Origin of the sequence: Nocardia sputorum, assembly GCF_027924405.1 — a bacterium.
Lineage (GTDB): Bacteria > Actinomycetota > Actinomycetes > Mycobacteriales > Mycobacteriaceae > Nocardia > Nocardia sputorum.
The window spans coordinates 4,581,779-4,605,888 of record NZ_AP026978.1; the positions used below are offsets into that span (position 1 = coordinate 4,581,779).

Sequence of the window (24,110 nt, forward strand, 5' to 3'; positions counted from 1 at the left end):
TTTCCAATGACTCTGGTGAAACCACGGCGGGTATCCGGAGGCGACCACGAGCACGGTCATCTGGAGGAGTTCCGCGTCGACCCGATCGGGCTCATGCGCCGGGTCCGCACGGAGTGCGGCGACGTGGGCTCGTTCGACCTGGCCGGGCGTCAGGTCATCCTGCTGTCCGGCGCGGAGGCCAACGAATTCTTCTTCCGCGCCGGCGACGACGACCTCGACCAGGCCGCCGCCTACCCCTTCATGAAGCCCATCTTCGGCGAGGGCGTCGTCTTCGACGCCAGCCCGGAACGCCGCAAGGAGATGCTGCACAACCAGGCGCTGCGCGCCGAGCACATGCGCGGGCACGCCGCGACCATCGCCCGCGAGGTCGAGCGGATGCTCGCGCGCTGGGGCGACGAAGGCGAGATCGACCTGCTGGACTTCTTCGCCGAGCTGACCATCTACACGTCCTCGGCCTGCCTGATCGGGGTGAAATTCCGCAACGACCTCGACGACCGCTTCGCCCATCTGTACCACGACCTGGAACGCGGCACCGACGCCCTCGCCTACGTCGACCCGTACGCCCCGATCGAGAGCTTCCGCCGGCGCGACCAGGCGCGAGCCGAGCTGGTCGAACTGGTCCAGGCGATCATGGATCGGCGGGCCGCCGACCCGCCCACCGGCAAGGACGACCGGGACATGCTCGACGTGCTCATCTCGATCCCGGGCGACGACGGGGCACCGCGCTTCAGCGCCAGCGAGATCACCGGCATCTTCATCTCCATGATGTTCGCCGGTCATCACACCACCTCCGGCACGGCGGCCTGGACGATCATCGAACTGCTGCGCCACCCCGAGGTGCTCGGCCGCGTGGTCGCCGAACTCGACGAGCTCTACGCCGACGGCTCGGACATCAGCTTCGGCGCGCTGCGCCAGATCCCGGTGCTGGAATCCGTGCTCAAGGAGACGCTGCGTCTGCATCCGCCGCTGATCATCCTGATGCGGGTGGCGCGCGGCGAATTCGACGTCTGCGGGCATCGGATCGAGCCGGGTGACCACGTCGCCGCCACCCCCGCGATCTCGAACCGGATCCCGGAGGACTTCCCCGATCCGGACGCCTTCGATCCGGGCCGCTACATCGATCCCAATCAGGCCGACCTGGTCAACCGCTGGACCTGGATTCCGTTCGGCGCGGGCCGCCACCGCTGCGTCGGCGCGGCGTTCGCGCTGATGCAGCTGAAGGCGATCTTCTCGTTGCTGTTGCGGGACTGGGAGTTCGAGATGACCCAGCCGTCGGACAGCTACCGCAACGATCACTCCAAGATGGTCGTGCAACTCGCCCAGCCCTGCACCGTCCGCTACCGCAGGCGCCGCAGGGACGTCAACGGCTGACAGCGCGGCCGGGCCGTGAGCTCCCCGTCGGTGACGGGGAGCCCGCCCGGATCTACTCGTAGCGCACGTGCCAGCTCTTGATGCCATTGATCCACCCGGACCGCAGCCGCACGGGCTCGGCGACCTCCCGCAGATCGGGCATCGCGTCGGCGATGGCGTTGAACATCAGATCGATCTCCAGTCGCGCCAGGTTCGCGCCCACGCAATAGTGAGCGCCGGTGCCACCGAAGCCCACATGCGGATTCGGATCGCGCAGCACGTCGAACGTGAACGGATCCGTGAAGCCCGCCTCGTCGAAATTCGCCGAGCTGTAGAACAATCCGAGCCGCTGGCCTTGCCGGATGTGCTGCCCGCCGAGTTCCAGGTCTTGCGTCGCGGTGCGCTGGAAGGCGGTCACCGGGGTGGCCCACCGGACGATCTCGTCGGGTGCGGTGCGCGGGCGCTGCTGCCGGTAGACCTCCCACTGCTCGGGATGGTCGACGAACGCCTTCATGCCGTGCGTGATGGCGTTGCGCGTGGTCTCGTTGCCCGCCACGGCGAGCAGGATGACGAAGAAGCCGAACTCGTCGGAGCCGAGCGCCTCACCGTCCACATCGGCGTGCACCAGCTCGCTCACGATGTCCCCCACCGGGCAGGCGCGCCGCTGCTCGGCCATGTTCCAGGCGTAGCCGAGGATCTCCGTGGAGGCCATGGCGGGATCGCCGTACTCGGGATCGTCGTAGTTGAGCATCTGGTTGGACCAGTCGAACAGCTTGCGCCGATCCGCCTGCGGCACGCCGAGCAGCTCGGCGATCGCCTGCAACGGCAGTTCGCAGGCGACCTGTTCGACGAAGTCGCCGCTGCCGGACTTCTTGGCCTCGTGCACGATCCGCGCGGCGCGTTCGGTCAGCGCGGCGCGCAGGCTCTCCACCGCGCGCGGGGTGAAGCCCTTGGAGATGATCCGCCGGATCTTGGAGTGCTTGGGCGGATCCATGTTCACCAGCAGGGCGCCGGTGAGCGACATCTGCTCCGGCGTGATGTCACCGGGCAGGCGGATGATGGCCCCTTTGCGCTCCGAGGAGAACAGCTCCGGGTGCTTCGAGATCTCCTTGATGTCGGCGAGCTTGCTGACCACCCAGTAGCCGCCGTCGCGAAACCCTCCGGAGGACTCGTCGGACTGCGCGTTCCACCACACCGGGGCGGTCCGGCGCAGCTGCGCGAATTCCGCTACCGGACTGCGGTTCTCCCACAGCGCCGGGTCGGTGAAGTCCCATCCGACCGGTAATGCCGGTGCTGCCATTGCTACCTCCTAGATGAAACGGGCACGCCGGTCAGCGCGGCGAAGTTCGCCGCGCGGCGCCGGGTTCGGCCGCCGCGGACGCGTCGCAGGCGGCCCCGCGCAACGATGCGGCGGCGCGCCCCGCCACGAGCGGCAGTTCGAGATAGGTCCGCACACCCGGCGGGGCGGCGACCACGTAGGGAATCGAATTCACGCAATGCATGGCCGTGGCGACGATGCCGGGGTTACGAACCAGACCGGCGGCGGCGCTGTGCGCATGCATGCCGGTGAACGTCACCGTCGCACCGGGATCACCGACGATCTCGACCTCGTAGCGCTCACCCGCCGGTCCGAAGGTCCACGGCGGGTCCAGGTTCTCGGTGCCCATGAACCAGTTCACCGCGGCCGTGATCACCGGCGCGCCGCCGACGGTTCCCTGCCAGCGGAAGCGCTGGGCGGCGACGCGTCCCGGCGCGATCGGGCCGATCGGCGAATCGATCGGCGCGGTGGCCACCGCCGTCTCGTGCGTCACCCGCACCTGCTCGTCGAGCACGATGCCCAGCGCTTCGGCGATCATCCGGACCGACTGGCCGTAGCCGCCCGCGAGCACGTCGGCCATGACGCTGGTCGCGGCCTGCTCCGGCGTCGCGCCGAACAGCATCCAGTCCCGGACCACCTCGGGCGCGCCGTAGGTGCGGATGTCGGAGAACTCTTCGGCGCGGACCGCGGTGATCCGTCCCGACAGCGCCGACACCACCAGCGGGATCTTCTCGGTGATGCCGCCGGGATGTATGCCGGTGCCGTGCAATGTCACTCCGGCGGCGCGGCACAGCTCGTCGTATCGCTGCCGCTCCGCGGGGCGCGGATGGAACCAGCCCAGCGGGGTGACGATGTTCTTGCCGGAGCGCAGGATGGCGCGCACCGTCTCGGTGTCGGCCAGGAAAGGGCTGTACAGCACGCAGTCGGCCGGTGTGGCGAGCAGACGGTCGGCGTCGGTGGTCGCGCGCACCCCGACCGGCGGGCGTCCGACCAGCTCGCCCAGATCCATACCGTCCTTGTCCGCGCTGTGCACCCAGGCTCCGGCCAGTTCCAGCTCGGGATGGTCGAGAATGCCCTCGATGGCGGCCCGTCCGACCCCGCCGGTCGCCCATTGGATCACCCGGATCATGTCAGTCCGCCTTGTGGTCGGGCCCTCGACCGGCTACGTACTGCTTGGCCCACCGGTAGTCGGGTTTGCCGCTGGGCGCGCGCACGATGGCGTCGGCCACCCAGATCTGTTTGGGCACTTTGTATCCGGCCAGGAAAGTGCGAACGTGCGCGTGCAGGTCGGTGAACTGGAGCGGCCCGGGGCCGGTCAGCGACACCACGGCGGCGACCTGATGCCCCCAGCGTTCGTGCGGCACCCCGATCACCACCGCGTCGTAGATCGCTTCGTGGGTCTTCACCACGCTTTCGACCTCTTCGACGAACACCTTCTCGCCTCCGGTGTTGATCACCATGTTGCCGCGGCCGAGCAGCGTGATCGAGCCGTCGGTTTCGGCGCGGGCTCGGTCGTCGGTGACGACCATGCGGACGCCGTCGACGGTCTTGAACAGCTTCTCGGTCTTGCCGGGGTCCTTGTAGTAGCCGATCGGCACGTTGCCGGTCTTGGCCAGCCAGCCCTCCGATCCGGGCGCGACAGGGCGGCCGTCGTCGTCCACGACGACCGCGCCGCGGCCGGTCTGCACGCGGGGGCCGCGGGCGGGGTCGTCGTCTTTCCGGGCGAAACCGATGCCGCCGAAGCCGGTTTCGGACGATCCGATGGAATCCGAGACGACCGCCCAGGAGAACAGCTCCAGCAGCGCGTTCTTCACCGGTTGCGACAGCAGCGCGGCGCCGGAGGCGATCGCGAGCAAGGACGAGGCGTCCACCGGCTCGCGCTGGTACGCCTCGATCAACGGTCTGGCCATGGCGTCGCCGGTGATCACCATGACCTGCGGGCGTTGCTCGGCGACGGTCCGCCAGACGCGCGCGGCGTCGAAGCGGGACTCGAAGATCACGGTGTTGCCCGACCACAGCGCGGTGAAGGTGGGCATCATGGCGGCGGCGTGGATCAGCGGCGGCAGCACCAGCCACCTGCTCGGATCGATCCCGGCTCCGATGCGGGACTGCTGGAACTCGTCGGCGACCGGTTCGCCGGTGTAGAAGTCGATGCCGCCGCCGAGGACCCGCCACATGTCCTCTTGCCGCCACATGACGCCTTTCGGCATCCCGGTCGTCCCGCCGGTGTACATCATGAACAGGTCGTCGGCGCTGCGGTGAACCGCCGGACGATCGGCGGGCCGACCGGCAAGGGCGGACTCGTAACCGGCGCCCTCCGTGGCGGTGCCGCCTTCGTCGGTGACGCAGATCGTGTGCCGCAGCGCGGGTGTCCGCGCGCGGGCTTCCCGCACGGCGTCGGCGTAACAGGAATGGTGCACGAGCACTTCGAGATCCGCGTTGGCGTAGACGTAGGCCAGTTCCGCCACGCCGTACCGGTAGTTGATATTGATCGGCACCGCGGCGAGCTTGAAGCACGCGATCAGCGTCTCCATCGTCTCGATGCTGTTGTGCATCTGGAAACCCACGTGCGTTCCCGCCGCGACGCCGACGCTCGCCAGATGGTGCGCGAGGCGGTTGGCACGGGCGTCGAGTTCACCGAAGGTCACCCGGCGGCCGGACTGGATCAGCGCCACCCGCTCGGGCATGGCGTCCACGGAATGCTCGAAGAGGTCGGCGAAGTTGTTGGCCATGTCGTTCCATCTCTGGGTGGGCGGTCACACGACGGTGAGCGGCAGGGGTATCCCCCGGTCGGTGAAGGTGAAGGCGGCGCCGGTGCTGAACCGGGTCAGCGCGACCTCGGTCGCCTCCCGGAACGACTTGTCGCCGAGCGTGACGGCGGCGCGCCAACCCCACTCACCCGCGGCGACGACTTCGGCGCAGAAGCGCGGGTTCACGCCGCGGACCAGCGTGTTCAGCGGCTGCAGGTGGTCGGGGTCGAGCATCGACGGCCAGGTTCCGTCGGTGTGCGCGCCGCTCGCGGCCGGGAACGTCACCGTGACCGTGCCGCCGGTCTCCTCGATCTGAATATCGGTGTACGGCAATGGGTTCAGCGCCGGATGCAGTCGCAGCACCGTCGCGAGCGCGGCGGCGTCGTCACCGAGACCGAGGCAACCGCGCAAGCGCTCACTGGTCAGCCCGGCGATCCCCGCGAATTGTTTACGCCCGATCTCCAGCGCCGCGGCGGCGTCCACCCGGGCGCGCACCGCGATCATGAAACCGAGGGTGAGCAGATGATGTTGCAGGCACACCTCGTCGGCGAGACGGACCAGCGCGGAGCGGGAGAAGTCCGCGAAGCGCACATCACTGAGCAGGGGGCCGGAGTAGTCCGGCCGCCCTTCGTCGTCGCGGTCGATCGCGGCCAGCTCCAGTCCGGCCGCCGCGGATCCCGCGACCAGCTCGGCGTTGGGCGGCACCGGCGGCGGCACGTGAGCGGGATCGATGACGACCGTCCACGCGCACACCGGCTTGCGGTCGGCCGGACGGCGGGGCGGGCGGTGGATCGGCCGGACCTGGGCGTGCGGGTTGGTGGCCAGCGCGGTCGCGTCGAAGGTGGGGTCTTCGATGTCGTGGCACATCGACACGACGAAGTCATCGCCCATCGGTTCCACATCGGCCAGCGCACCGCAGTGGTCGAGCCAGAACTCGCCGCGGTGGTGGTCGTCGACCCGGAACCGGAAGTCCATGAACTGCGGCGGGGCGCCGATGTCCAGTTGCAGGCCCTTGAAGATGGTCTCCACGCCGTCGCCGGAGAAACCGAGCGCCCGCTGCATGCGCCGGGTGTAGACCGGGCTGGCCACCTGCCACTCCTCGATGGCGATCGCGGTCATGCCCTCGCGGCCGAAGGCGGCGATCGAATGGGCCATGCCGGAGCGGTCGATGAGGTGCCCGCACAGGAGCAATTCGGGAACCAGCGCCGCCAGGGTGTCCCGGTCCAGGTCGGCGAATCGGCTGTGTGGTGCGGCCATGTCGGTCACCACAGCGGAACGGGGGACTCGCCGACGCGATACCAGCCGGGCAGTGGCTGACCGGAGACGGAGCGCTCGATGCGCTTCTGCATGCCCGGCGTCAGCGCCTTGTTCGTGATCATCTCCAGGAACAGCGCCGAGACGTTACCGAAGTCGAAGAAGTCGCGCTGCCAGGACCATTGGAAGTCGCCTGCGTAGCGGAACCAGCTGCCGCCGATGCCCTCGGGCGAGTAGTTGCGCCCATCCGGACGTGTGGCCTCGCTGACCTGCTTCCAGAGTCCGATGACGTTGCCGGTGCGGTCGTCGACCACGAACTCCTGATAGGGGTAGGTCCAGCCCTCCAGCCCGGCCATCTCCTGGCCGAGGGCCAGATCGCGGATCTCGTCGCGCCCGACGGCCATGAACTCCTGGGTGGGGCCGTAGTTCCAGCCGTAGGTGGCGTCCTCGGTATACATCTGCGCGAGCGGCTTCCAGTCGCCCTTTTCCTCGCAGCGCTGGTTCTCGACGATCCAGCGCTGGATCATCTCGTCGAGCTCGGCGCGGTCGAAACCTGGCATCAGTCGGTACCTTTCGGGGAGGGGTCGGTCGCGCCTTCGCCGGCGATCGACAGGGCTTGGGTAGGGCAGTAACGGATCGCGTCCGCCACGGCGGGCCGGAGGCCGGCGTCCGGCCCGTCGTCGAGGATTTCGACCCGGCCGCGTTTGGGCACCCGGAACACCTCCGGCGCCTCGGCCTGACAGACCGCGTGCCCCTGGCACAGATCCAGATCGGCCCGGATTCTCATGACCGGCTCCGCGCGATCCGGTGGGACGAGCCCGGCCTGCGGAACCGTTCGGATCGGCGGCTCATCGCGTCTCCACGGTGATGGGTAGGTGCGCGAATCCACGCACGTTGGACGAATGCACGCGTTGGATGCCGTCGGGAACGATGTCGAAACTCGCGACCCGCGAGGCGAACTCCCGCAACGCGATCGTCGCTTCCAGCCGGGCCAGATGGGCGCCGAGGCAGAAATGCACTCCCGCACCGAAACTCGCCGAACCCGACTTGTCGGCACGATCGATGCGGAAACTGTCACCGTTGTCGAACACATCCGGATCACGGTTGGCCGAACCGATCAGCAGCAGCACCTTCGACCCCGCCGGGATCGTGCCGCCGTGATAGTCCAGATCCTCGGCCGCCGTGCGCGCCACCATCTGGCTGGAGGTGTCGTAACGCAAGGTCTCTTCGACCCAGTCCGAGACCAGATCCGGGTCCGCGGCGACCTTCGCGTACTCCCCCGGATTACGCGCCCCCCAATACAAGGCGTTACCCAGCAATTTGGTGGTGGTCTCGTTTCCCGCCACCACCATCAGAAACAAGAACCCGATGATCTCCTCGTCCGACAAGCGGTCGCCCTCGATCTCCGCGTCCAGCAGAGCCGAAGTCAGATCCTCTCGCCGCGCACGCCGCCGCTCGGCCACCATCTCGGCGTAATAGACCAGCAGCTTCATCGACGCCTCCGCCGCGGCCACCGGAACATCCAGCACACCGTCCTCCCGGTGCACCACCAGATCCGCCAACCGGCGGATCTCCACCCGATCCGCTGCCGGGACCCCCATCAATTCCGAGATCACGTCCATCGGCAACTTGCCCGCCACCGCATCGATCCAATCGAAACGACCACCGGCCACCGCGGGCTCCAGATACGACAGCGTCAGCTCCCGGATCCGGTTTTCCATCTCCGCCACCCGCTTCGGGGTGAACCCCTTGAACACCAAGCGCCGCATCCGCATATGCCGCGGATCGTCCATCGCCAGGAACGACATCACCCGATGCGCATGCGGCCCCCACGCCGCCGGATCCAGCGACACCCCGTTCGCACTCGACAACCGCGCACTGTCACGGAACGCCCCGACCACATCCGCGTGCCGCGACAAGGCCCAGAACCCCAGATCCGGGTTGTGATACAGCGGCGCCTCCTCCCGCAGCCGCCGATACGTCGGATACGGATCCTCGTGGAACCCGTAGTCATACGGATCGAACACCAGCGGCTCCACCGCAGCGGTCATCGCCCACACTCCCAAACCGAGAACACGTTCCCCACTGGGGGCGGCTGGACCGCACACCTGGGAGACACATAGCTGGACATGTGTCTGGACGGTACCACTGACACATTTTCAGGACAATCCCCGAACGACCGATCTCTTTCGAACCCAGGGGCCGACGCCGCCGATCTGCCCCATCCCGCCGAGAAACAGAAACGCGTTCTTGCTGCGGCGTACTAACCGGACTAGCTTCCGAACAGTTGTCCAGACAGCTAGACTCAGACAGCCGCCTCGACCCGGCGAGAAGCGCCGCAGGCGGAAGACGGACGCCACACCGAACGACTCGACGAGACAAGGGTTCCCATGCGATTCGGCATCGTGCTGTTCACCAGCGACCGCGGCATCGCGCCCGCCCCGGCCGCCCGCGCCGCGGAGCAGGCGGGATTCGCCTCCTTCTACGTCCCCGAGCACACCCATATCCCGGTCGCGCGTACCGCGGCGCACCCGCGGACCGGGGACGCGTCCCTGCCCGACGACCGGTACCTGCGCACGCTCGACCCATGGGTGGCGTTGTCCATGGCGGCCGCCGTCACCGAGCGCATCGAGCTGGCCACCGCCGTCGCGCTCCCGGTGGAGCACGATCCGATCACCCTGGCCAAGACGATCGCCTCCCTCGACCATCTCAGTGGTGGCCGGGTGCTGCTGGGCGCCGGATTCGGCTGGAACACCGACGAACTCGCCGACCACGGCGTGCCGGCGCGCAAACGACGCACCGTGCTGCGCGAATACCTGGCCGCGATGCGGGCGCTGTGGAGCCAGGACGAGGCGAGCCACGACGGCGAGTACGTGCGCTTCGGACCGAGCTGGGCGTGGCCCAAGCCGGTGCGGCGCGCGGTGCCGGTGCTGATCGGCGCGGCCGGCACGGAACGCACCTTCCGCTGGATAGCCGAGTCCGCCGATGGCTGGATCACCACACCGGGAGAAACGGAGATCAGGGATCGGCTCGCACTGCTGCACGAGATCTGGGAGCAGGCCGGTCGCTCCGGACGTCCACGCGTGGTGGCTCTCGACTTCACACCGGACGCCGCCCGCCTGGACGATTGGGAGCGCGCGGGCGTCACCGACGTCGTCTACGGGCTGCCGGACAAGGATGAACCGGCGGTGCTCGCCTATCTGGAACGACTCTCCGGCAAGCTGACCGCCGTGGGACGGCCCCTCGGCATGGGCGCCCGGCCGTAGCGCTCACGCACGGGCATTTCCACAGTGGTCGGACATACACCCGTTCGCCCACCATGGAAGTTGCCCGAACAGAATGACAACACTAGTCTAGACAGATGTCCGAAAGCCATTCCAGAACCGTCGAGGCGACGCGGCGGCGCTTGTCCGGAAAACAAGCCGACACCGTTGAGAAACTCACCAGATCGGCGCTGGAAGTGCTTTCCCGGGAAGGGTTCGCGGGCATGACCATCCGGATGGTCGCCGCCAACGCCAAGGTCGGCACCGCCACCGCCTACACCTATTTCTCCTCCAAGGAGCACCTGGTCGCGGAGATCTTCTGGCGCAGGCTGCGCGCGACGCCCTCGCCCGTCAGCACGGATCCGGACGCCACCGTGCGCGTGATCGCCGAACTCCGCAGCATCGCGTTGCTCGTCGCCGACGAACCGGAATTGTCCGGCGCGGTCACCAGCGCACTGCTCGGCCGCGATCCGGATGTCGAACATTTGCGGGCGCGCATCGGTCTGGAAATTCGCGCCCGGCTCGCGCATGCGCTGTCCGGAAGTCCCGACGCGGACATTCTGAAATCGCTCGAATTGCTGTATGCGGGCGCGCTGGTCCACGCCGGGATGGGCTACGAATCGTATTCCGACATCGCGGACCGCATCGAGCGGTCCGCGCTGCTCATCCTGCAGTGACGCGGCGGGCCTGCGTCACTGCCCGGCCAGGCCCAGTTTCAGCGACGCCCCGCCGTCGACGAACATCTGCAAACCGGTCACGTAGCGCGACTCGTCGGAGGCCAGGAACGTGATCGCATGCGAGATGTCCGAGGATTCGACGTAGGGAATCGGCATGGCCTGCATGAACGGAAAGGTGACCTCGGCGTCGGCGCGCGTCGGGTTCTGCACGTCGGGCCGGAAGATCTGATACATGCCCGGATTGTGCAGCATGTCGGTGTCGACATTGGTCGGGTGCACCGCGTTGATGCGGATCGAACTCGGCCCCAGCGTCAACGCCAACGTCTGCGTGTAGGACCGGATCATCTTCTTCGACAGACCGTAGCCGTCGCCGCCGGGGCCTTGCAGGGCCTGCTGGCCGTTGAACCCGGTCTGCGGCACCAAGCCCGCCACCGAACCGGTCACGATGATCGAGGCGCCCGCGCCCAGATGCGGCAGCGCGGCGTGCACGGTGTTCACCACACCGACGAAGTTGACGTCGAAGACGTCGACGAATCCCTGCAGCGGCACGTGGTGGCCCAGCGGGCAGATCCCGGCGTTCGCCACGACCACGTCCAGGCGCCCGAGTTCGGCGACGCCCGCCGCGATCGCCTCGTGCAGCGCGGGACGATCCCGCACGTCGACCTTGCGCGCCACGACCCGGCGGCCGGTCTTCGCGACCAGTTCCTCCGTCTCCGCCAGGTCCGCTTCGGTGGCCAGCGCGTACTCGTTACTGGCGATGTCGGCGCAGATGTCGAAGGCGATGATGTCGGCGCCCTCTTCGGCCAAGGCGACCGCGTGACTGCGGCCCTGCCCCCGCCCCGCCCCGGTTACCAGAACGACTTTGCCGCTGACCCGATCCATGTTTCCTCCACCGTGCTCGTCGCCGGTTCCCGCCACCGCCGCGACACACGCCGCATCGCTATGGAATAGTAACCGGACATCTGTCTGGACGATACTACGGACAAGGGTATGGATCAATCATTCGCCACCACACTCGAGTACGCCTGCGCATCCCCTCGCGATCGGGGCGTTCGATGACGCCGAACCGGCCGCGCCATCTCGATTCCCCGCTGGTCGCGGCGCTCATCAAGTACATGTCGAGAGCCCAGGTGTGGGTCTTCCGCCGGACCGCGGGACACGTCGGCGGGCGATGGCGGATCGGAGCGGGCTTCCGCAAACCGGTGCCGACGCTGCTGCTCGAGCATCGGGGCCGCAAATCGGGCAAGCTGTTCACCGCCCCGCTGCTGTACCTCGTCGACGGCGACGATTTGGTGATCGTCGCCTCGCAGGGCGGGTTGCCGAACCATCCGCAGTGGTACTTCAACCTCCTGGCACATCCCGCGGCCATGGTGCAGATCGGCGCCGAGCAGCGCCGCGTCCGCGCCCGGGTGGCGACGCCGGAGGAGCGAAAACGCTTGTGGCCCTCGCTGGTAGCGCTCTACGCGGACTTCGACGCCTACCAATCCTGGACAGAGCGCGAGATACCGGTGCTGATTCTGCGGCCGGACGACGAGGGGCACTGAGCCCGCGCCCGGCGCGTCGAACGCGGTCCGCACCCGCCCTCCCTCCATGATGTTCAGCGTTCCCGGCGCGCTGGGCGCTGTCCGCCGCCGGAGCAGTGCGACGCAATCGATCGACTCGACAGAGGATGGGAGAGCGTGTGGCGAAAATGGGTAGGCGGAAACGGTCCAGGCTGATCACCAGCGGAATGCTGCGCGAGAAGCACCGGACGGACGAGCCCGGCGAGCCGGCGCGCCCGGCGCCGGAGCTTCCGGACGAGGTCGAGACGGAGGTCGCGCTCGACCTCGACGCGCTCGCCGCGCGGGTGCGTGCGCGGCGGCGGGAGCGGAAGTGGACCCAGGCGGACGTGGCGGGCAACGGCGGCCCGCCGGCCAAGCTGGTCAGCGAGATCGAGCGGTCGCGCAACGCGCAGCCGAGCGCCGAGGTGCTCGACCGGCTCGACGCGGGACTCGAGTGGCCGCCCGGCACCAGCGCGATGATCTTGCGCGCCGAGCAGGCAAGCGAACTCGCCGCGGCGCACTGATCGCCGATTCGAGAATCGGCCGGTCGGAGAATCATTCGATATCTCCGACCGGTCGAGCCGGAACGCTCATAGGTTGCTGTGGGCGCTGCTAGGCTGCTCAGCGACCCTGAACGACTGCTCTTGCGCCGCCGGAGTGCGCGGGTCCGGCCGTGCTGGACGCAGGTGTGAACCCGATGAAGGATTGGACGAATGATGAAACTCCGCGGCACCACTGCGGCAGCGATACTCGCCATCGGCTCGCTCACCATCGGCGCGGGCGCCGCGCACGCCGAGCCGGCTCCCGACATCACCTACTCGGCCAAGATCGTCGACCAGACCGTGGTCGCCGCACTCCGGGGCGGGACCTTCGAATTGTCCAAAGCGCTGCGTGATCAGCCCGCAGGCGACGAGCACGCCCGACTAACCGAGCGCGACGGAGTGCTCGTCGACCACACGGGCACCCCGGCCGATATCGCGCAAGTGATCGACGTGGTCGATATCCGCGACCGCGACGGCCACGTCACCATGACGTTGCCGCTCGACTTCCGGCTCGCGGGCGCCGCCATTCCGGTGCGTCCCGAGGTGAAGAAGGACAGCACGGTGCTGGAGCTGAAGCCGACCCGGCCGGAAGGCGTCGCGATCACCGAACCGCTGGTCGCCACACCGGTCGCGTCGATGACCGAGAATCAGCGCGCCCGCGACGAATTCGCCAGCCAGTTCGGACTCGCCACGGCCATCGGAGGTTTCGTCGGCACCGCCATCGGCGCCACGATCGGCTGCCTGGTCACCATCGCCCTCGGTTGTGTGGCCGGCCTGCTGACCGGCGCGAGCCTCGGCGGCATCCTCGGAACCATCGCGGTCGGCGGACCCACGCTCGTCGTGGCGGGCGTCGACCTGCTCACCACGCTGCAGGCGGCCGAGGGCACCACCCGCTTCGCCGACAAACCCGTCCAGGCCACGCCCGCGCAACCCAAGTGATTCCGTCCCGGCGGTGTGCCACGCCGCCGGGCGAGACCTTCGACGACCGCGCCGCTACAGCGGCGCGGTCGTCGTGTTCGAGCGTCCCACGCGCTCGTCGTTGATCAGGTGATAGGCGCGCCCCAGATCGTCGAGCGCGCGCTCCCATCTGGTGTCCGCGTCGTGGCCGCGGGGATTGCGGCTGAGCAGCAGCAGGACCTCGGCCGCGTCCGCCGACCGCGCGGCGGCGTCCAACAGCACCGGCACCGGATCCACGGTGGCGCCCGCCGCCAGCGCGCCGATCCGGTCGTGCAGCCAGTGCGCGTCGAAACGCGCCTGCTCCGTGGGGTTCTCGCCGTTCACCGGGAGGGTGCTCACCGCCGCGGCCCTGGCGGCCTCCTCCTCGTCCATCGTCGTGGTGACGACTTGGCGCAGCTCACTGCTCGCGATCCGATGTAGCAAACCGATCAGTAGGACGCGCTCGGCGTCCGGACCACGCAGACCCGTATCGTCCAGTCGCCCGCCGACCTCCTCCGGGTCGACGCGCAGGATCGACAGAACCGCTCGCAACTGCGCAATCGTTACCACTTCGTCCGCCCCTCCTCATCGTCGCGGCCCCACCATCACACCTCGGCGACAGCCTGCCAAACCCGAGGCGCGTTAACCGTCCGGTAGCCCTTTTGCCGGTCCGGCGTGTCTTCACCCTGCGGTCCAGGTCACCTCGAACCGCAGGATAAACCGGGGTCCAACTTGGGTACTCCAGAAATCATGAGAGCGATACCGGCGCGGGTCACTGGTGACACGACCACGCCCGCAGTGCGCGAGTCCGAACACGGCGGTGCGATCGCGAGCACGAAATGGCGGCGGATCAGGGAGGTGATCGCCACCCGCACCGTCGCCGATGCCACGCGAGAAGTGTCGATCGAGGTGGGAAAACCGCAGATGGCACCGGGTGACACCGGCGTGGTGTGCGGATTCCGCATCCAGGGCATCGGGGAGCGGTGGGCGCACGGCGCCGATTCCATCGCCGCTCTGTACCGCGCTTTCCAGGAGATCGCTCAGGAGCTGCGGGAGGCCAACAGCCACGGCGCGCACTTCGCCGTGACGGAGCCCTCCGACCCCGGGTTCCCCGCCGCCCCCACCCGTCCGTCGCGCGCCGCCACGACCGCCGTGCACGAACCGCAGGCTCTCATCGCCGCCCGCACGCTGCGCGATGCCGACAGCTCGTTGTCGATCATCATCGGCAGGCCCTACCTGGCGGCCGACCGGCGCAAGCATCTGTGCCGGTTCCACATCAGCGAGCAGGGCGCGTCGGTGGTCAGCGGCGTCGACGAGATCCAGGCGCTGCACAACGCGATCAACATGATCAGCGAACGCCTCGAGCTGCCGCAGGATTGGCCGGTCAGCCGCCTGTCCTGAGACCCGGACGCACAATTCCGCGGCGAGCCGCCCAGCCGGTCCGGATTCGGCATCGAATCATCGGTTGGTGGATCGTCGTTCGACCGGTGCGGCATCCCGCGCCATGAGCAGTCCGGCCGCCCGTCGCCGACCTTCCCCCACGTCCTGAACCAGACCGTGGCGGAGTCGAGCGTCGCCAGGAGGGAACTGCCCATGGAATTCATCTCGCCGGTGGACGCCCTGTTCCTCGTCGCGGAATCACGCGAGCATCCGATGCACGTCGGTTCGCTGTCGATCTTCGACCCCGCGGACGGCACCGGGCCCGAGTTCGCCCGGCGCGCGTACGCGACGCTGGCGGCCGACCAGAACTTCCACCCCATGTTCCGCAAGCGCCCGGCCCGGTTGTTCGGCACTCCGCAGCTGGCCTGGACGGTGGACAGCGCCGTCGAGCTCGATTACCACGTCCAGCGCTGGGCGCTGCCGGAGTCGGGGGGCTTGGACGCCCTGACCGAGGTGACCGCAGGGCTGCACAGCACCCTGCTCGACCGGCACCGGCCGCTGTGGGAAGCACATCTGATCGAAGGGCTCGCCGGCGACCGGGTCGCCTTGTACGCGAAGATGCACCACGCGCTCATCGACGGCGTCGGCGCGCAACGGCTGCTGCAGCGAACGCTCACCACCGACCCCGAGTCCGGCGAGGCGCTGGTGCCCTGGCATCTTCCGCCGTCGACCGGGCGCCGTGAGCACGAACCGCGCAAGCACACGCTCGGCACCCGGGCGCGTGCGCTGCTCGCCGCGGCGGGCTCGGCGCCTTCCGTGCTGCGCCTCGCCCGTACCGCACTGCTCGAACAGCAATTGACACTGCCCTTCGCCGCGCCGCGCACCATGTTCAACGTCCCGATCGGCGGGGCCCGCCGGTGCGCCGCCCGCTCCTGGCCGCTGGACCGGATCCGGCAAGTCAAGAAGATGACCGGCACCACGCTCAACGACGTGGTGCTGGCCATGTCGGCCGGTGCGCTGCGCACCTATCTGCTCGAACACGTCGCGTTGCCGGACAAGCCGCTGATCGCCATGGTGCCGGTCTCCCTGCGTCCGGAATCCGACGACGGCGCGAGCGGGGGCAACGCCGTCGCGGCGCTGCTGTGCAATCTCGCCACCGACCTGCCCGACCCGGCCGCGCGGCTGGCCGCGATCAGCTCCTCGATGCATCGCAGCAAGGAGATCTACCGGGCGCTCTCGCCCGTACAGGCGGTGTCGCTCTCGGCGCTGACGTTGAGTCCGCTCGCGTTGTCGCTGCTGCTGCCCGCCACGGTCGCGCTGACCAGCCCGCCGTTCAACATCGTCATCTCCAATATCCCGGGGCCGCGCGAACCCCAGTACTGGAACGGCGCCCGCGTCGCCGCCAGCTATCCGCTGTCGATCCCGCTCGACGGCCAGGCGGTGAACATCACCCTCACCAGCAGCGCCGACAGCCTGGACATCGGCATCGTCGCCTGCCGCCGCAGCGTGCCCGATGTGGCCAGGCTGCTCGATCACTTGGAATCCGCGCTGACCGATCTGGAGGACACCGTCTACTGATCGCCGGACGCCGCCGTTGTGCCGAGACCTCGTCGCGCCCAGCAGGCGGGGTCAGGACGAACTCGCCGTCCCCAGCCCGTTGATCGACGGCGGCAGCTCCGGTGTGGCCGCGCCGGGACCGGCGAGCAGACGCTTGAGGATCTTGCCCGTGTCGCCGCGGGGCAACGCCGACAGGAAGGTGACGTCCCGCGGGACCGAGAAGCGGCTCAACCGGTTGCGGATGTAGGTGCGGACCATATCCGAATCCAGCCCCGCCCCTTCCCTTTTCACCACGAACGCCACCAGCCGCTGACCGAACTCGTGGTCCGGCACACCCACCACCGCGACGTCGCTGACCTGCGGCAAATGCGCGAGCGCCTCTTCGACGGGACGGGGGAAGACGTTCTCGCCGCCGGAGATGATCATCTCGTCGTCGCGCCCGGCGATGAACAGCCGCCCCGCGGCGTCGAGATAACCCAGATCGCCGGTGTCGAGCATGCCGTATGCCTCGTCCGGCGGCGCGGAGTTGACGTAACCGTCGAACAGCATGTGATTGCCGACGAAGATGTGACCGGTGGCCCCGATCGGCAGCCTGCGATGATCCGGTCCGAGTACGGCGACCTTGGTGCCCAGTGGCGGGCGTCCCGCCGTGGTCGGGGAGGTGTGCAGGTCCTCGGGGGTGGCGATCGTCGCCCACGAGACCTCGGTGGAGCCGTAGACGTTGTAGAGGACGTCGCCGTAGGCGTCCATGAAACGCTCGACGGTCGCGCCGGCCAGCGGCGCACCACAGCTGATCATGTGCCGCAGGCTGGAGGTGTCGTAGCGGCCGCGCACGTGCGCGGGCAGATCCAGGATGCGCTGCACCATGGTCGGCACCACGATCACCGTGTTGACCTTGTGCTCGGCGATGCGGCGCAGGCAGTCTTCCGCGTCGAAGCGTTCCGCGAGCACCACGGTCGCGCGCAGCGCGGTGCTCAGTTGCAATCCGGCCAGCCCCCAGGTGTGGAAGAGCGGCGCGGGGATCAGCATGGTCTCGTCCATCTGCATCGGGATGCGCGACAGCAAGGCCGCGATGGACCCGAAGCCCTTCGGATGCGGCCTGCGCGCCCCCTTCGGCGTCCCGCTGGTGCCCGAGGTGAGCACGATGAGCCGGCCCGGCTGGGCAGGCGTGCGGAAGGTCGTGTGCCCCTCGGCGACGAGTTGGTTCACGGTCGTCCGGTCCGGCACCGGGGGGCGTTCGTCGGTGTTGTATCGCGGGATGTCGGCGTGCAGATAGCGCACCAACTCCTCCAGGTCACCGTCGACGAACAGCGCCGACAACCGGTCGCGCTGGACGATCTCCTCGATGGTGCGGCCCGCGAGCCCGGAATTGAGCAGCGCCACGTCCACGCCCAATTTGCCCGCGGCGACCATGCATTCGACCATGGCCGCGTGATTGCGCGCCAGCAGGCCGATGGCGTCACCCGGACCGAGATCGTGCGCCGCCATCGCGCCGGCCAGCGCGTTGGTCCGCTCGTGCATGTCGGCGAAGGTACGGGTGCCGCGATCGTCGATGACGGCGATGCGCTCTGGCGTGGACGCCGCTCCCGCCGCGTACCCGCCCGCCAGATTGAACCCCCACTTCGCCAGCGAGCGCAGCTGTTTGAAGCTGCGATCGAGACGAACCGGCAGCACGACACCGGTGGCCACCATCTGCCGCGCGACGCCCGCGTTGCGCCGGATCGGCGAATCCTCGCCGTTGACGACCAAGGACGTGCGCGCGCCTTTCGCGACGTCGGCCACCCGCTTCAGCCCGCTCTTGGTCCAGTCCGCGATCGCCACGTTGGACAACTCGGCCACGCGCGGGTGCACCCGGCTCGGCGCGAAATAGGTGACCGTGACCTTGGTGCGCTCCTCGTCGCCGTGCAGCCGCACCGACGCGAAACTGCCCAGCGCGGCGTACTGCATCTCGAAACTCTCGTACCACCGGCCCACGCTCAGCCGGATCTGGTGGGTGCGGATGCCGGACCGGTAGGTGCCGACGCGCATCTGCCAGACGACGGTGCCATCGGCCGATTGGATCTGCTCGCACGCACCGATACCGGTGAACATGCGCGGATACGTCTGCGGTTCGAGCAGCAGATCCCAGATGGTCTTGCGGGCGATCGCGAACTCGGCGACCACATCGATGACATCGGTAACCAACTTGTGCACTTCTCGTCGGCCGGTTCGAAGAACTTCGGGTCGGCGGGTAGCTCCTTTGTAACGTCAGTCACAGATAAGGTCAAGTAGCCCCCGGCTCGTCGCCACTACCAGCGATACGCAGGAAATACGCTGCGATTGCCCAGCATTCACCTGCGCCTGGGAACCGGCCCAAAGCACGCGCGCCGCGCCTGTGAATCAGCCCAACGATCACGTAAACGCCCGCCGTCCGCCGACCGCCGCTCCTAACGTCGCAGACGCCTGCTCGGCAGGACCGCACGCTGGCTGGAGAGGTTATGGACGACAAGCCCGCACGACGAATCGCGCACTCCCGCGCCGAGGAAATCCTCGATTTCTTCGGCAAATGCCGAGCGTGTGGCTATCCCGCTTACGCGGCCACCACCACGGTGCGTTACGACAACGGCGATATGGAGACCAAGGTCATCGCCAGTTGCGCCCTGCCGTGCGGCTGGACGGGCGAGGTCTCCGCCACGCCGATGACCGAGTCGGCCGCGCGACCGCGCACCTAGACCGCCTCAGGCGGCGCTCGACGCGAGTTCGTCGGAGCCGAGCGCGCGCTCGCGCAGGTTGCCCAGAATCCGGGCGAGGATGCGCGAGACCTGCATCTGGGAGACGCCCAGCTGCTCGGCGATCTGGCTCTGGGTCCGGGACTCGTAGAAGCGCATGATCAGCACCTGCCGATCGCGCGGCGGCAGCTCGGCGATCAGGGGACGCACCGCCATCGCCTGCTCCAGCAGGTTGTAGCACGGTTCCTCGGCGCCGAGCGTGTCGGCGAGCGACTGCGGCGCGCCCTCGGCGTCCTCTCGGCCGCCGGTGTCCAGCGAGTTGGTCTGATAGGCGTTGCTCGCGATGAGCGCTTGGGTGACCTCACCCAGTTCGACGTCCAACTCTTCGGCGATCTCCCTGGCCGTCGGCATCCGGCCGAGGCGGTGCGACAGCGCTTCGGTGGCGGGGCCGACGCGCAACTGAATCTCCTTGAGGCGGCGCGGCACTCGCAACGACCACGTGTTGTCCCGGAAGTGCCTGCGCACCTCGCCCATGATCGTGGGAACCGCGAACCCGAGGAAGGAACTGCCGCGCGAGACGTCGAACCGATCCACCGCGAGTACCAGCCCGACCCGCGCGATCTGCAGCAGGTCCTCGTATGCCTCACCGCGACCGGAGAACTTGCGGGCGATGTGCTCGGCAAGCGGAAGACAGCGCCGCATCACCTCCTCGCGCAGCGCCGCGCGGTGCGGATCGCCCTCCTCCATCGCGGCCATCTTCTCGAACCACGGCTCGATGTTGTCGTAACTATCGCCCGCGCGGGTACGGCTCGCCGTGGCATTTCCGTCGGTCGTGAACTCACGTGTCATCAAATGGTCCTCGTTCCCAACTGAATTCGATAACGGTCGGGTACCCGCCGAGATCGGAATCAAAAGGGTCACGGGAAATCGACCGGGAACTGGTGAGCATGCGGACCAATTCCCAGCTCAACGGGTCGCTTTCGACCTCGGCCACGGCCACGGCGTCGACGCGCACGCTCATCCGGCCCAGACCGTAGGTGAACGCGCAGCCGAGCGTCGAGCCGGGAACGGCGCCCGCGATGAGCATGGTGGCCGCCTCGTTCATCGCCAGGCGGATATCCGCGGCCGCGTCCAGCGGCACCTCGGCGACCAGGCAGACGGTGTCGCTCAGCGCGCGGATCAAGGCAAGGTGCCGCGCGTCGGCGGGGATCCGCACCGCGACCGTGGTGGTCTCGGTGGCGGGCGCGCCGAACGCGCACGTGATCAGCCGCATCAGACCGTGGCGAGCTGCGCTTGCCACATCCAGTGCAACTGCTCCAGCCGGGCCGCGATCGCCAGGAACAGATCCTGGGTCACCGGATCGGCCTTCTCGGTCGCCGCGATCCGCTCACGTAGTCGCTTGATCACGGCGGCGAGGTTGCCGACGATCGTGTCGATGATGTCGGTGTCCTGCTGCCAGCCCTCGCCGATGCCCAGCGCGCCGGAATCCTTGGCCACGGTCGCGGCGCGCCCGTCCGGGCTGACGCCGACGGCGGTGGCGCGTTCCGCGGCCGCGTCGGTGAACTCCCGCGCCGCGGTCACCAATTCGTCCAACGCCAGGTGCACCGACCGGAAGTTGGAGCCGACCACGTTCCAGTGCGCCTGCTTCGCGATCAGCGACAGGTCGATCAGGTCGACCACCGTCGCCTGCAGAGTCTCGCCCGCGATGCGCTGCTGTTCCGGGTCCAACGTACTGGTGATGGGTTGGGACATGGTTTGCACCTTTCTGCCGTCGATCCGGGTCATCGACGGTCTACCCAGTCGTGCCGCGCTAAACCTTCCGGTAGAGTGCCGGGCCGGGAAAACGGGGCGGGCGCCCCGGCTCATGGCGCGGCCCTGCTGCTCGACTCGTCCAAGCGGAGCGGGGGCGCGAACAGGCTGGTAGGACCGATGCCGGGCACCACGCGGTCGGCCGAGCGGAGCGACGCGACACGGTGGCGATCGGCGACGACATGACCGAATTCGCACCCGCCCCGCTTCTGTGTGTGCGGACCGTTCGGGTCCGTCCGGAGGCGGCAATGCCATCGCCGCACCACGGTGCTGATCCGCAACCGGGCGACCGGCTCGGACAGCTCGACGCACCGAGGCCGCGCCGCCCGGCCCGGGACCGTCGCTGCACTATGGTGTGATACACACAACACGGGGAGGTGCGTGATGCCGGAGCGGACGGCGACGCCCTTACGGGCAGCGACGATGGCGGGATTCGCCGGTCGCGTCTCGACACCGAGTTACGACCGATCCCGGATCTCGACGGGCATAGTGCATTTCGGAGTCGGGGGGTTCCATCGAGCCCACCAGGCGATGTACGTGGACCGCTTGCTCGAACGCGGGCTCGGGCAGGACTGGGGTATCTGCGGGGTCGGCGTCCTGCCCGGTGATCGCCGGATGCGCGATGTGCTACGGGCCCAGGACGGCTTGTACACGCTGTCGACGGTCGAGCCGGACGGCACGTGGACCACACGCACGATCGGCTCCCTCATCGAGTACCGGTACGCGCCGGACGATCCGGAGGCCGTCGTCACGAAACTCGCCGACCCCGCCACCCGGATCGTCTCGCTCACCATCACCGAGGGTGGCTACCACATCGCCGCCGCCACCGGGGAGTTCGACGCCGATGATCCCGGCATCCGCGCCGATCTCGCCGGGACCGGGCCGCCGGTGACGGTTTTCGGGCTCGTCACCGAAGCGCTGACCCGGCGCCGATCCCGCGGCGTCGCGCCGTTCACCGTGCTGTCGTGCGACAACATCGAGGGCAACGGGAACGTCGCGCGGCGGATGTTCGGCACGTTCGCCGGGCTGCGCGATCCCGGACTCGGATCCTGGGTGGCCGAGCAGGTGTGCTTCCCGAATTCGATGGTGGACCGGATCACGCCGGTGACCCCCGCCGCAGCGACCGGCGAGATCGAGCGTCGCTACGGCCTCACCGATCAGTGGCCGGTAGTGACCGAACCGTTCGTCCAGTGGGTGCTGGAGGATTCGTTCGGACTCGGCCGACCGGCCCTCGAGGAAGTCGGAGTGCAGGTCGTCGACGATGTCACCCCGTACGAACTGATGAAACTCCGGTTGCTGAACGCGAGCCATCAAGCGCTGTGCTACTTCGGCTATCTGAGTGGCTACCGGCTGGTCCACGAAGCCGCGCGGGACCCGGCCTTCCGGCGCTTCTTGCTGCGCTATATGGACACCGAGGCGACGCCGACGCTGCGTGCGGTGCCCGGAGTCGACCTGTACGACTACAAGCGGACGCTGCTCGACCGGTTCGCCAACCCCGCGATCGGCGACACCATCGCCCGGCTGTGCGCGGAATCCTCCGACCGGATTCCGAAGTGGCTGCTGCCGGTGGTCCGGGCCCAGCTCGCCTCCGGCGGCGACATCGAGTGCGCGGCGGCGGTCGTCGCGAGCTGGGCTCGCTACGCCGAGGGCGTCGACGAGCACGGCGAACCGATCGAGATCGTGGACCGGCTGCGTGACCGGCTGATTCCCCTCGCCCGGCGGGAGCGCGAGGAACCCGCCGCCTTTCTCGGTGAGCGCTCGCTGTTCGGCGACCTGATCGAGCACCCTCGGTTCGTGGCCGCGTACTCGGCCGCTCTGCACAGCCTGCGCACCAGGGGAGCGCACGCCACCGTGGCGGAGCTGGCCCGCTAACGAGGAGTGACGCGGGCGACCGCGCGGCAATCCGCGCCGACCGCGAACCACACGTCCAGGCTCGATTCCCCGCGTCGCGCGACGAGCTCGACGTTCTCGCCGGACCGCACCGGCTTCCCGTATTCGACGACCACGCGGTGCGGCCCGGATTTCAGTTCGGCGTGATCGGCGAGTACCTCTTCGAGCGCGGTGAGGTAGACGGCGTTGTTCATATGGTCGAGCAGGTCGATATCGGTGACCCGCAGCGGGAAGGGCCGGATCTGCACGCCGGGTTCACCTGCCGCCGGCATGGGCTCGGTGAGCTCGGCCTTCCAACGGAGCCGATGCTCGGTGGTGCACGCCAGCATGGGCGCGAGGAACCGGTCGCTCATCCTTGTCGGCACGCCCGACTCCGTGCCGAAGTGGATGAGGAAGCTCTCGGTCTCCACGAGGCCGCCCGCGCTGCCGGAGATCTGCACCCGCATCGCGCACCACCGGGTGGACGTGGCCGAGGGCCAGCGCCGCAGCGTCGCCCACTCACCGAACGCGAGTGGTTTGAGGGCGTCGATCACTGTCCGGCGGATCACCCACAACCGGTGGATATCGCCGTCCGCCAAGACGTCGAGATGGTCGTAACCGACGTCCTGGAGGTAGCGCGCGACGCCGTCGAGTCGCAGGCGCTGGTCGCGGTCGGTGTCGGCGAGACGCACGGGCCATCCCGTCTTGAAGGGAGTGAGGACGGCCGGCGGTTCCGGCAGCACGCTGGGAATGACCATGACCGGATGATGCCAGCTATTTGCCACTCCGGCGACGAGTACGCGCATATCGTCATCTATACGAGAAGATGGGCGGTTTTATTAGTAAATTTCATGGAACATGCCGCACCGAAAGCGAATCGCCAGCAGTTAGCTCGTGATCGGATGGCAATCACGTCGTGTACGCTGCGGGGTCCCGTGGGCGCCGCCCGTCGGCGAGTGCGCGTGCCGGATCCAGGAACGGGGCAGCCTGACCGTCCCCCGCCCCGAGTGGCCGGATCGCAACCTGTCCGAGCGACGAGATCCATCGGCTTCAGCGGCCGGACGACGGGGCCGAGGACCTCGCGAGGCGCAGCAGGTGGGGGGGCCGCGCCAATGGGGCCCCGCCTACGGCCGCGACAGGATGTGCGCGCCTTCGA

General features: G+C 68.5%; 24 protein-coding genes. 10 read left to right on the forward strand and 14 right to left on the reverse strand.

Annotation, left to right across the window (positions count from 1 at the left end):
- Positions 1-6 precede the first annotated feature (6 nt).
- Entirely contained in the window at positions 7-1,371 is a 1,365-nt protein-coding gene (locus tag QMG86_RS20635) for a cytochrome P450 (protein ID WP_281874211.1), read from the forward strand.
- 52 nt (positions 1,372-1,423) lie between these two features.
- Here QMG86_RS20635 and QMG86_RS20640 read toward each other — a convergent pair whose 3' ends face one another.
- The 7 genes from QMG86_RS20640 to QMG86_RS20670 all read right to left on the reverse strand — a co-directional run bounded on the left by QMG86_RS20640 (position 1,424) and on the right by QMG86_RS20670 (position 8,723).
- Positions 1,424-2,650, reverse strand: coding sequence for a cytochrome P450 (locus tag QMG86_RS20640; RefSeq protein WP_281874213.1), 1,227 nt, complete (start codon positions 2,648-2,650; stop codon positions 1,424-1,426).
- 31 nt (positions 2,651-2,681) lie between these two features.
- Positions 2,682-3,797 (reverse strand): NAD(P)H-dependent amine dehydrogenase family protein, encoded by a 1,116-nt coding sequence (locus QMG86_RS20645; RefSeq protein ID WP_281874215.1) that lies wholly within the window; start codon positions 3,795-3,797, stop codon positions 2,682-2,684.
- 1 nt (position 3,798) lies between these two features.
- Positions 3,799-5,400, reverse strand: coding sequence for an acyl-CoA synthetase (locus QMG86_RS20650; RefSeq protein WP_281874217.1), 1,602 nt, complete (start codon positions 5,398-5,400; stop codon positions 3,799-3,801).
- Between the two features lie 24 nt (positions 5,401-5,424).
- Positions 5,425-6,675, reverse strand: a complete 1,251-nt coding sequence (locus tag QMG86_RS20655) for a hypothetical protein (protein ID WP_281874219.1) — start codon at positions 6,673-6,675, stop codon at positions 5,425-5,427.
- A gap of 5 nt (positions 6,676-6,680) precedes the next feature.
- Entirely contained in the window at positions 6,681-7,232 is a 552-nt protein-coding gene (locus tag QMG86_RS20660) for a nuclear transport factor 2-like protein (RefSeq protein ID WP_159839742.1), read from the reverse strand.
- Entirely contained in the window at positions 7,232-7,459 is a 228-nt protein-coding gene (locus QMG86_RS20665) for a ferredoxin (protein ID WP_281874223.1), read from the reverse strand. The genes QMG86_RS20660 and QMG86_RS20665 overlap by 1 nt, the downstream gene beginning before the upstream one ends.
- Positions 7,460-7,520: 61 nt before the next feature.
- Positions 7,521-8,723: a cytochrome P450 gene (locus QMG86_RS20670; protein ID WP_281874225.1), complete on the reverse strand. Its 1,203-nt coding sequence runs from the start codon at positions 8,721-8,723 to the stop codon at positions 7,521-7,523.
- Between the two features lie 339 nt (positions 8,724-9,062).
- Between QMG86_RS20670 and QMG86_RS20675 the strand changes: the two genes are divergently transcribed.
- A complete protein-coding gene (locus QMG86_RS20675; protein WP_281874227.1) occupies positions 9,063-9,938 on the forward strand; it encodes an LLM class F420-dependent oxidoreductase in 876 nt (291 codons plus the stop codon).
- Positions 9,939-10,033: 95 nt separating this feature from the next.
- Positions 10,034-10,612: a TetR/AcrR family transcriptional regulator gene (locus QMG86_RS20680; RefSeq protein ID WP_281874228.1), complete on the forward strand. Its 579-nt coding sequence runs from the start codon at positions 10,034-10,036 to the stop codon at positions 10,610-10,612.
- Between the two features lie 15 nt (positions 10,613-10,627).
- On the opposite strand, the gene QMG86_RS20685 is transcribed toward QMG86_RS20680, so the two are convergent.
- Positions 10,628-11,494: a mycofactocin-coupled SDR family oxidoreductase gene (locus tag QMG86_RS20685; protein ID WP_281874230.1), complete on the reverse strand. Its 867-nt coding sequence runs from the start codon at positions 11,492-11,494 to the stop codon at positions 10,628-10,630.
- A gap of 173 nt (positions 11,495-11,667) precedes the next feature.
- On the opposite strand from QMG86_RS20685, the gene QMG86_RS20690 reads away from it, so the two are divergent.
- The 3 genes from QMG86_RS20690 to QMG86_RS20700 all read left to right on the forward strand — a co-directional run bounded on the left by QMG86_RS20690 (position 11,668) and on the right by QMG86_RS20700 (position 13,634).
- The gene (locus tag QMG86_RS20690) at positions 11,668-12,156 is read left to right on the forward strand and encodes a nitroreductase family deazaflavin-dependent oxidoreductase (protein ID WP_281874232.1); all 489 of its coding nucleotides are present in this window, start codon (positions 11,668-11,670) and stop codon (positions 12,154-12,156) included.
- Between the two features lie 146 nt (positions 12,157-12,302).
- Positions 12,303-12,677: a helix-turn-helix domain-containing protein gene (locus QMG86_RS20695; protein WP_281874233.1), complete on the forward strand. Its 375-nt coding sequence runs from the start codon at positions 12,303-12,305 to the stop codon at positions 12,675-12,677.
- Between the two features lie 189 nt (positions 12,678-12,866).
- Positions 12,867-13,634 carry a DUF8020 domain-containing protein gene (locus tag QMG86_RS20700; RefSeq protein WP_350356339.1) on the forward strand — a complete coding sequence of 256 codons (768 nt, stop codon included), beginning with the start codon at positions 12,867-12,869 and terminating at the stop codon, positions 13,632-13,634.
- 54 nt (positions 13,635-13,688) lie between these two features.
- Here the strand turns inward: QMG86_RS20700 and QMG86_RS20705 are convergent, their stop codons facing one another.
- Entirely contained in the window at positions 13,689-14,183 is a 495-nt protein-coding gene (locus QMG86_RS20705) for a hypothetical protein (RefSeq protein WP_281874235.1), read from the reverse strand.
- A 198-nt stretch (positions 14,184-14,381) separates the two neighbouring features.
- On the opposite strand from QMG86_RS20705, the gene QMG86_RS20710 reads away from it, so the two are divergent.
- Positions 14,382-15,032, forward strand: a complete 651-nt coding sequence (locus tag QMG86_RS20710; RefSeq protein WP_281874237.1) for a DUF6968 family protein — start codon at positions 14,382-14,384, stop codon at positions 15,030-15,032.
- Between the two features lie 192 nt (positions 15,033-15,224).
- A complete protein-coding gene (locus QMG86_RS20715) occupies positions 15,225-16,589 on the forward strand; it encodes a WS/DGAT/MGAT family O-acyltransferase (RefSeq protein ID WP_281874239.1) in 1,365 nt (454 codons plus the stop codon).
- A 51-nt stretch (positions 16,590-16,640) separates the two neighbouring features.
- Here QMG86_RS20715 and QMG86_RS20720 read toward each other — a convergent pair whose 3' ends face one another.
- The gene (locus QMG86_RS20720) at positions 16,641-18,752 is read right to left on the reverse strand and encodes an AMP-binding protein (RefSeq protein ID WP_434085630.1); all 2,112 of its coding nucleotides are present in this window, start codon (positions 18,750-18,752) and stop codon (positions 16,641-16,643) included.
- A gap of 293 nt (positions 18,753-19,045) precedes the next feature.
- Here QMG86_RS20720 and QMG86_RS20725 point away from each other — a divergent pair, with 293 nt between their 5' ends.
- Positions 19,046-19,279 carry a hypothetical protein gene (locus QMG86_RS20725; protein ID WP_281874241.1) on the forward strand — a complete coding sequence of 78 codons (234 nt, stop codon included), beginning with the start codon at positions 19,046-19,048 and terminating at the stop codon, positions 19,277-19,279.
- 6 nt (positions 19,280-19,285) lie between these two features.
- Here QMG86_RS20725 and QMG86_RS20730 read toward each other — a convergent pair whose 3' ends face one another.
- The 3 genes from QMG86_RS20730 to QMG86_RS20740 are packed head-to-tail and all read right to left on the reverse strand — an operon-like array spanning position 19,286 to position 21,028.
- Complete coding sequence (locus tag QMG86_RS20730) at positions 19,286-20,125, reverse strand: RNA polymerase sigma factor SigF (RefSeq protein ID WP_281874243.1); 840 nt, start codon at positions 20,123-20,125, stop codon at positions 19,286-19,288.
- On the reverse strand, positions 20,115-20,549 hold the full coding sequence (locus QMG86_RS20735; RefSeq protein WP_281874246.1) for an ATP-binding protein: 435 nt from the start codon (positions 20,547-20,549) through the stop codon (positions 20,115-20,117). Before QMG86_RS20735 ends, QMG86_RS20730 begins: the two co-directional genes overlap by 11 nt.
- Complete coding sequence (locus tag QMG86_RS20740; RefSeq protein WP_281874248.1) at positions 20,549-21,028, reverse strand: Dps family protein; 480 nt, start codon at positions 21,026-21,028, stop codon at positions 20,549-20,551. The genes QMG86_RS20735 and QMG86_RS20740 overlap by 1 nt, the downstream gene beginning before the upstream one ends.
- 441 nt (positions 21,029-21,469) lie before the next feature.
- Here QMG86_RS20740 and QMG86_RS20745 point away from each other — a divergent pair, with 441 nt between their 5' ends.
- Positions 21,470-22,957, forward strand: coding sequence for a mannitol dehydrogenase family protein (locus tag QMG86_RS20745; RefSeq protein WP_434086115.1), 1,488 nt, complete (start codon positions 21,470-21,472; stop codon positions 22,955-22,957).
- Here QMG86_RS20745 and QMG86_RS20750 read toward each other — a convergent pair.
- The gene (locus QMG86_RS20750; protein ID WP_281874250.1) at positions 22,954-23,712 is read right to left on the reverse strand and encodes an acyl-[acyl-carrier-protein] thioesterase; all 759 of its coding nucleotides are present in this window, start codon (positions 23,710-23,712) and stop codon (positions 22,954-22,956) included. The two genes, QMG86_RS20745 and QMG86_RS20750, sit on opposite strands and share 4 nt — an antisense overlap.
- Between the last annotated feature and the right edge of the window lie 398 nt (positions 23,713-24,110).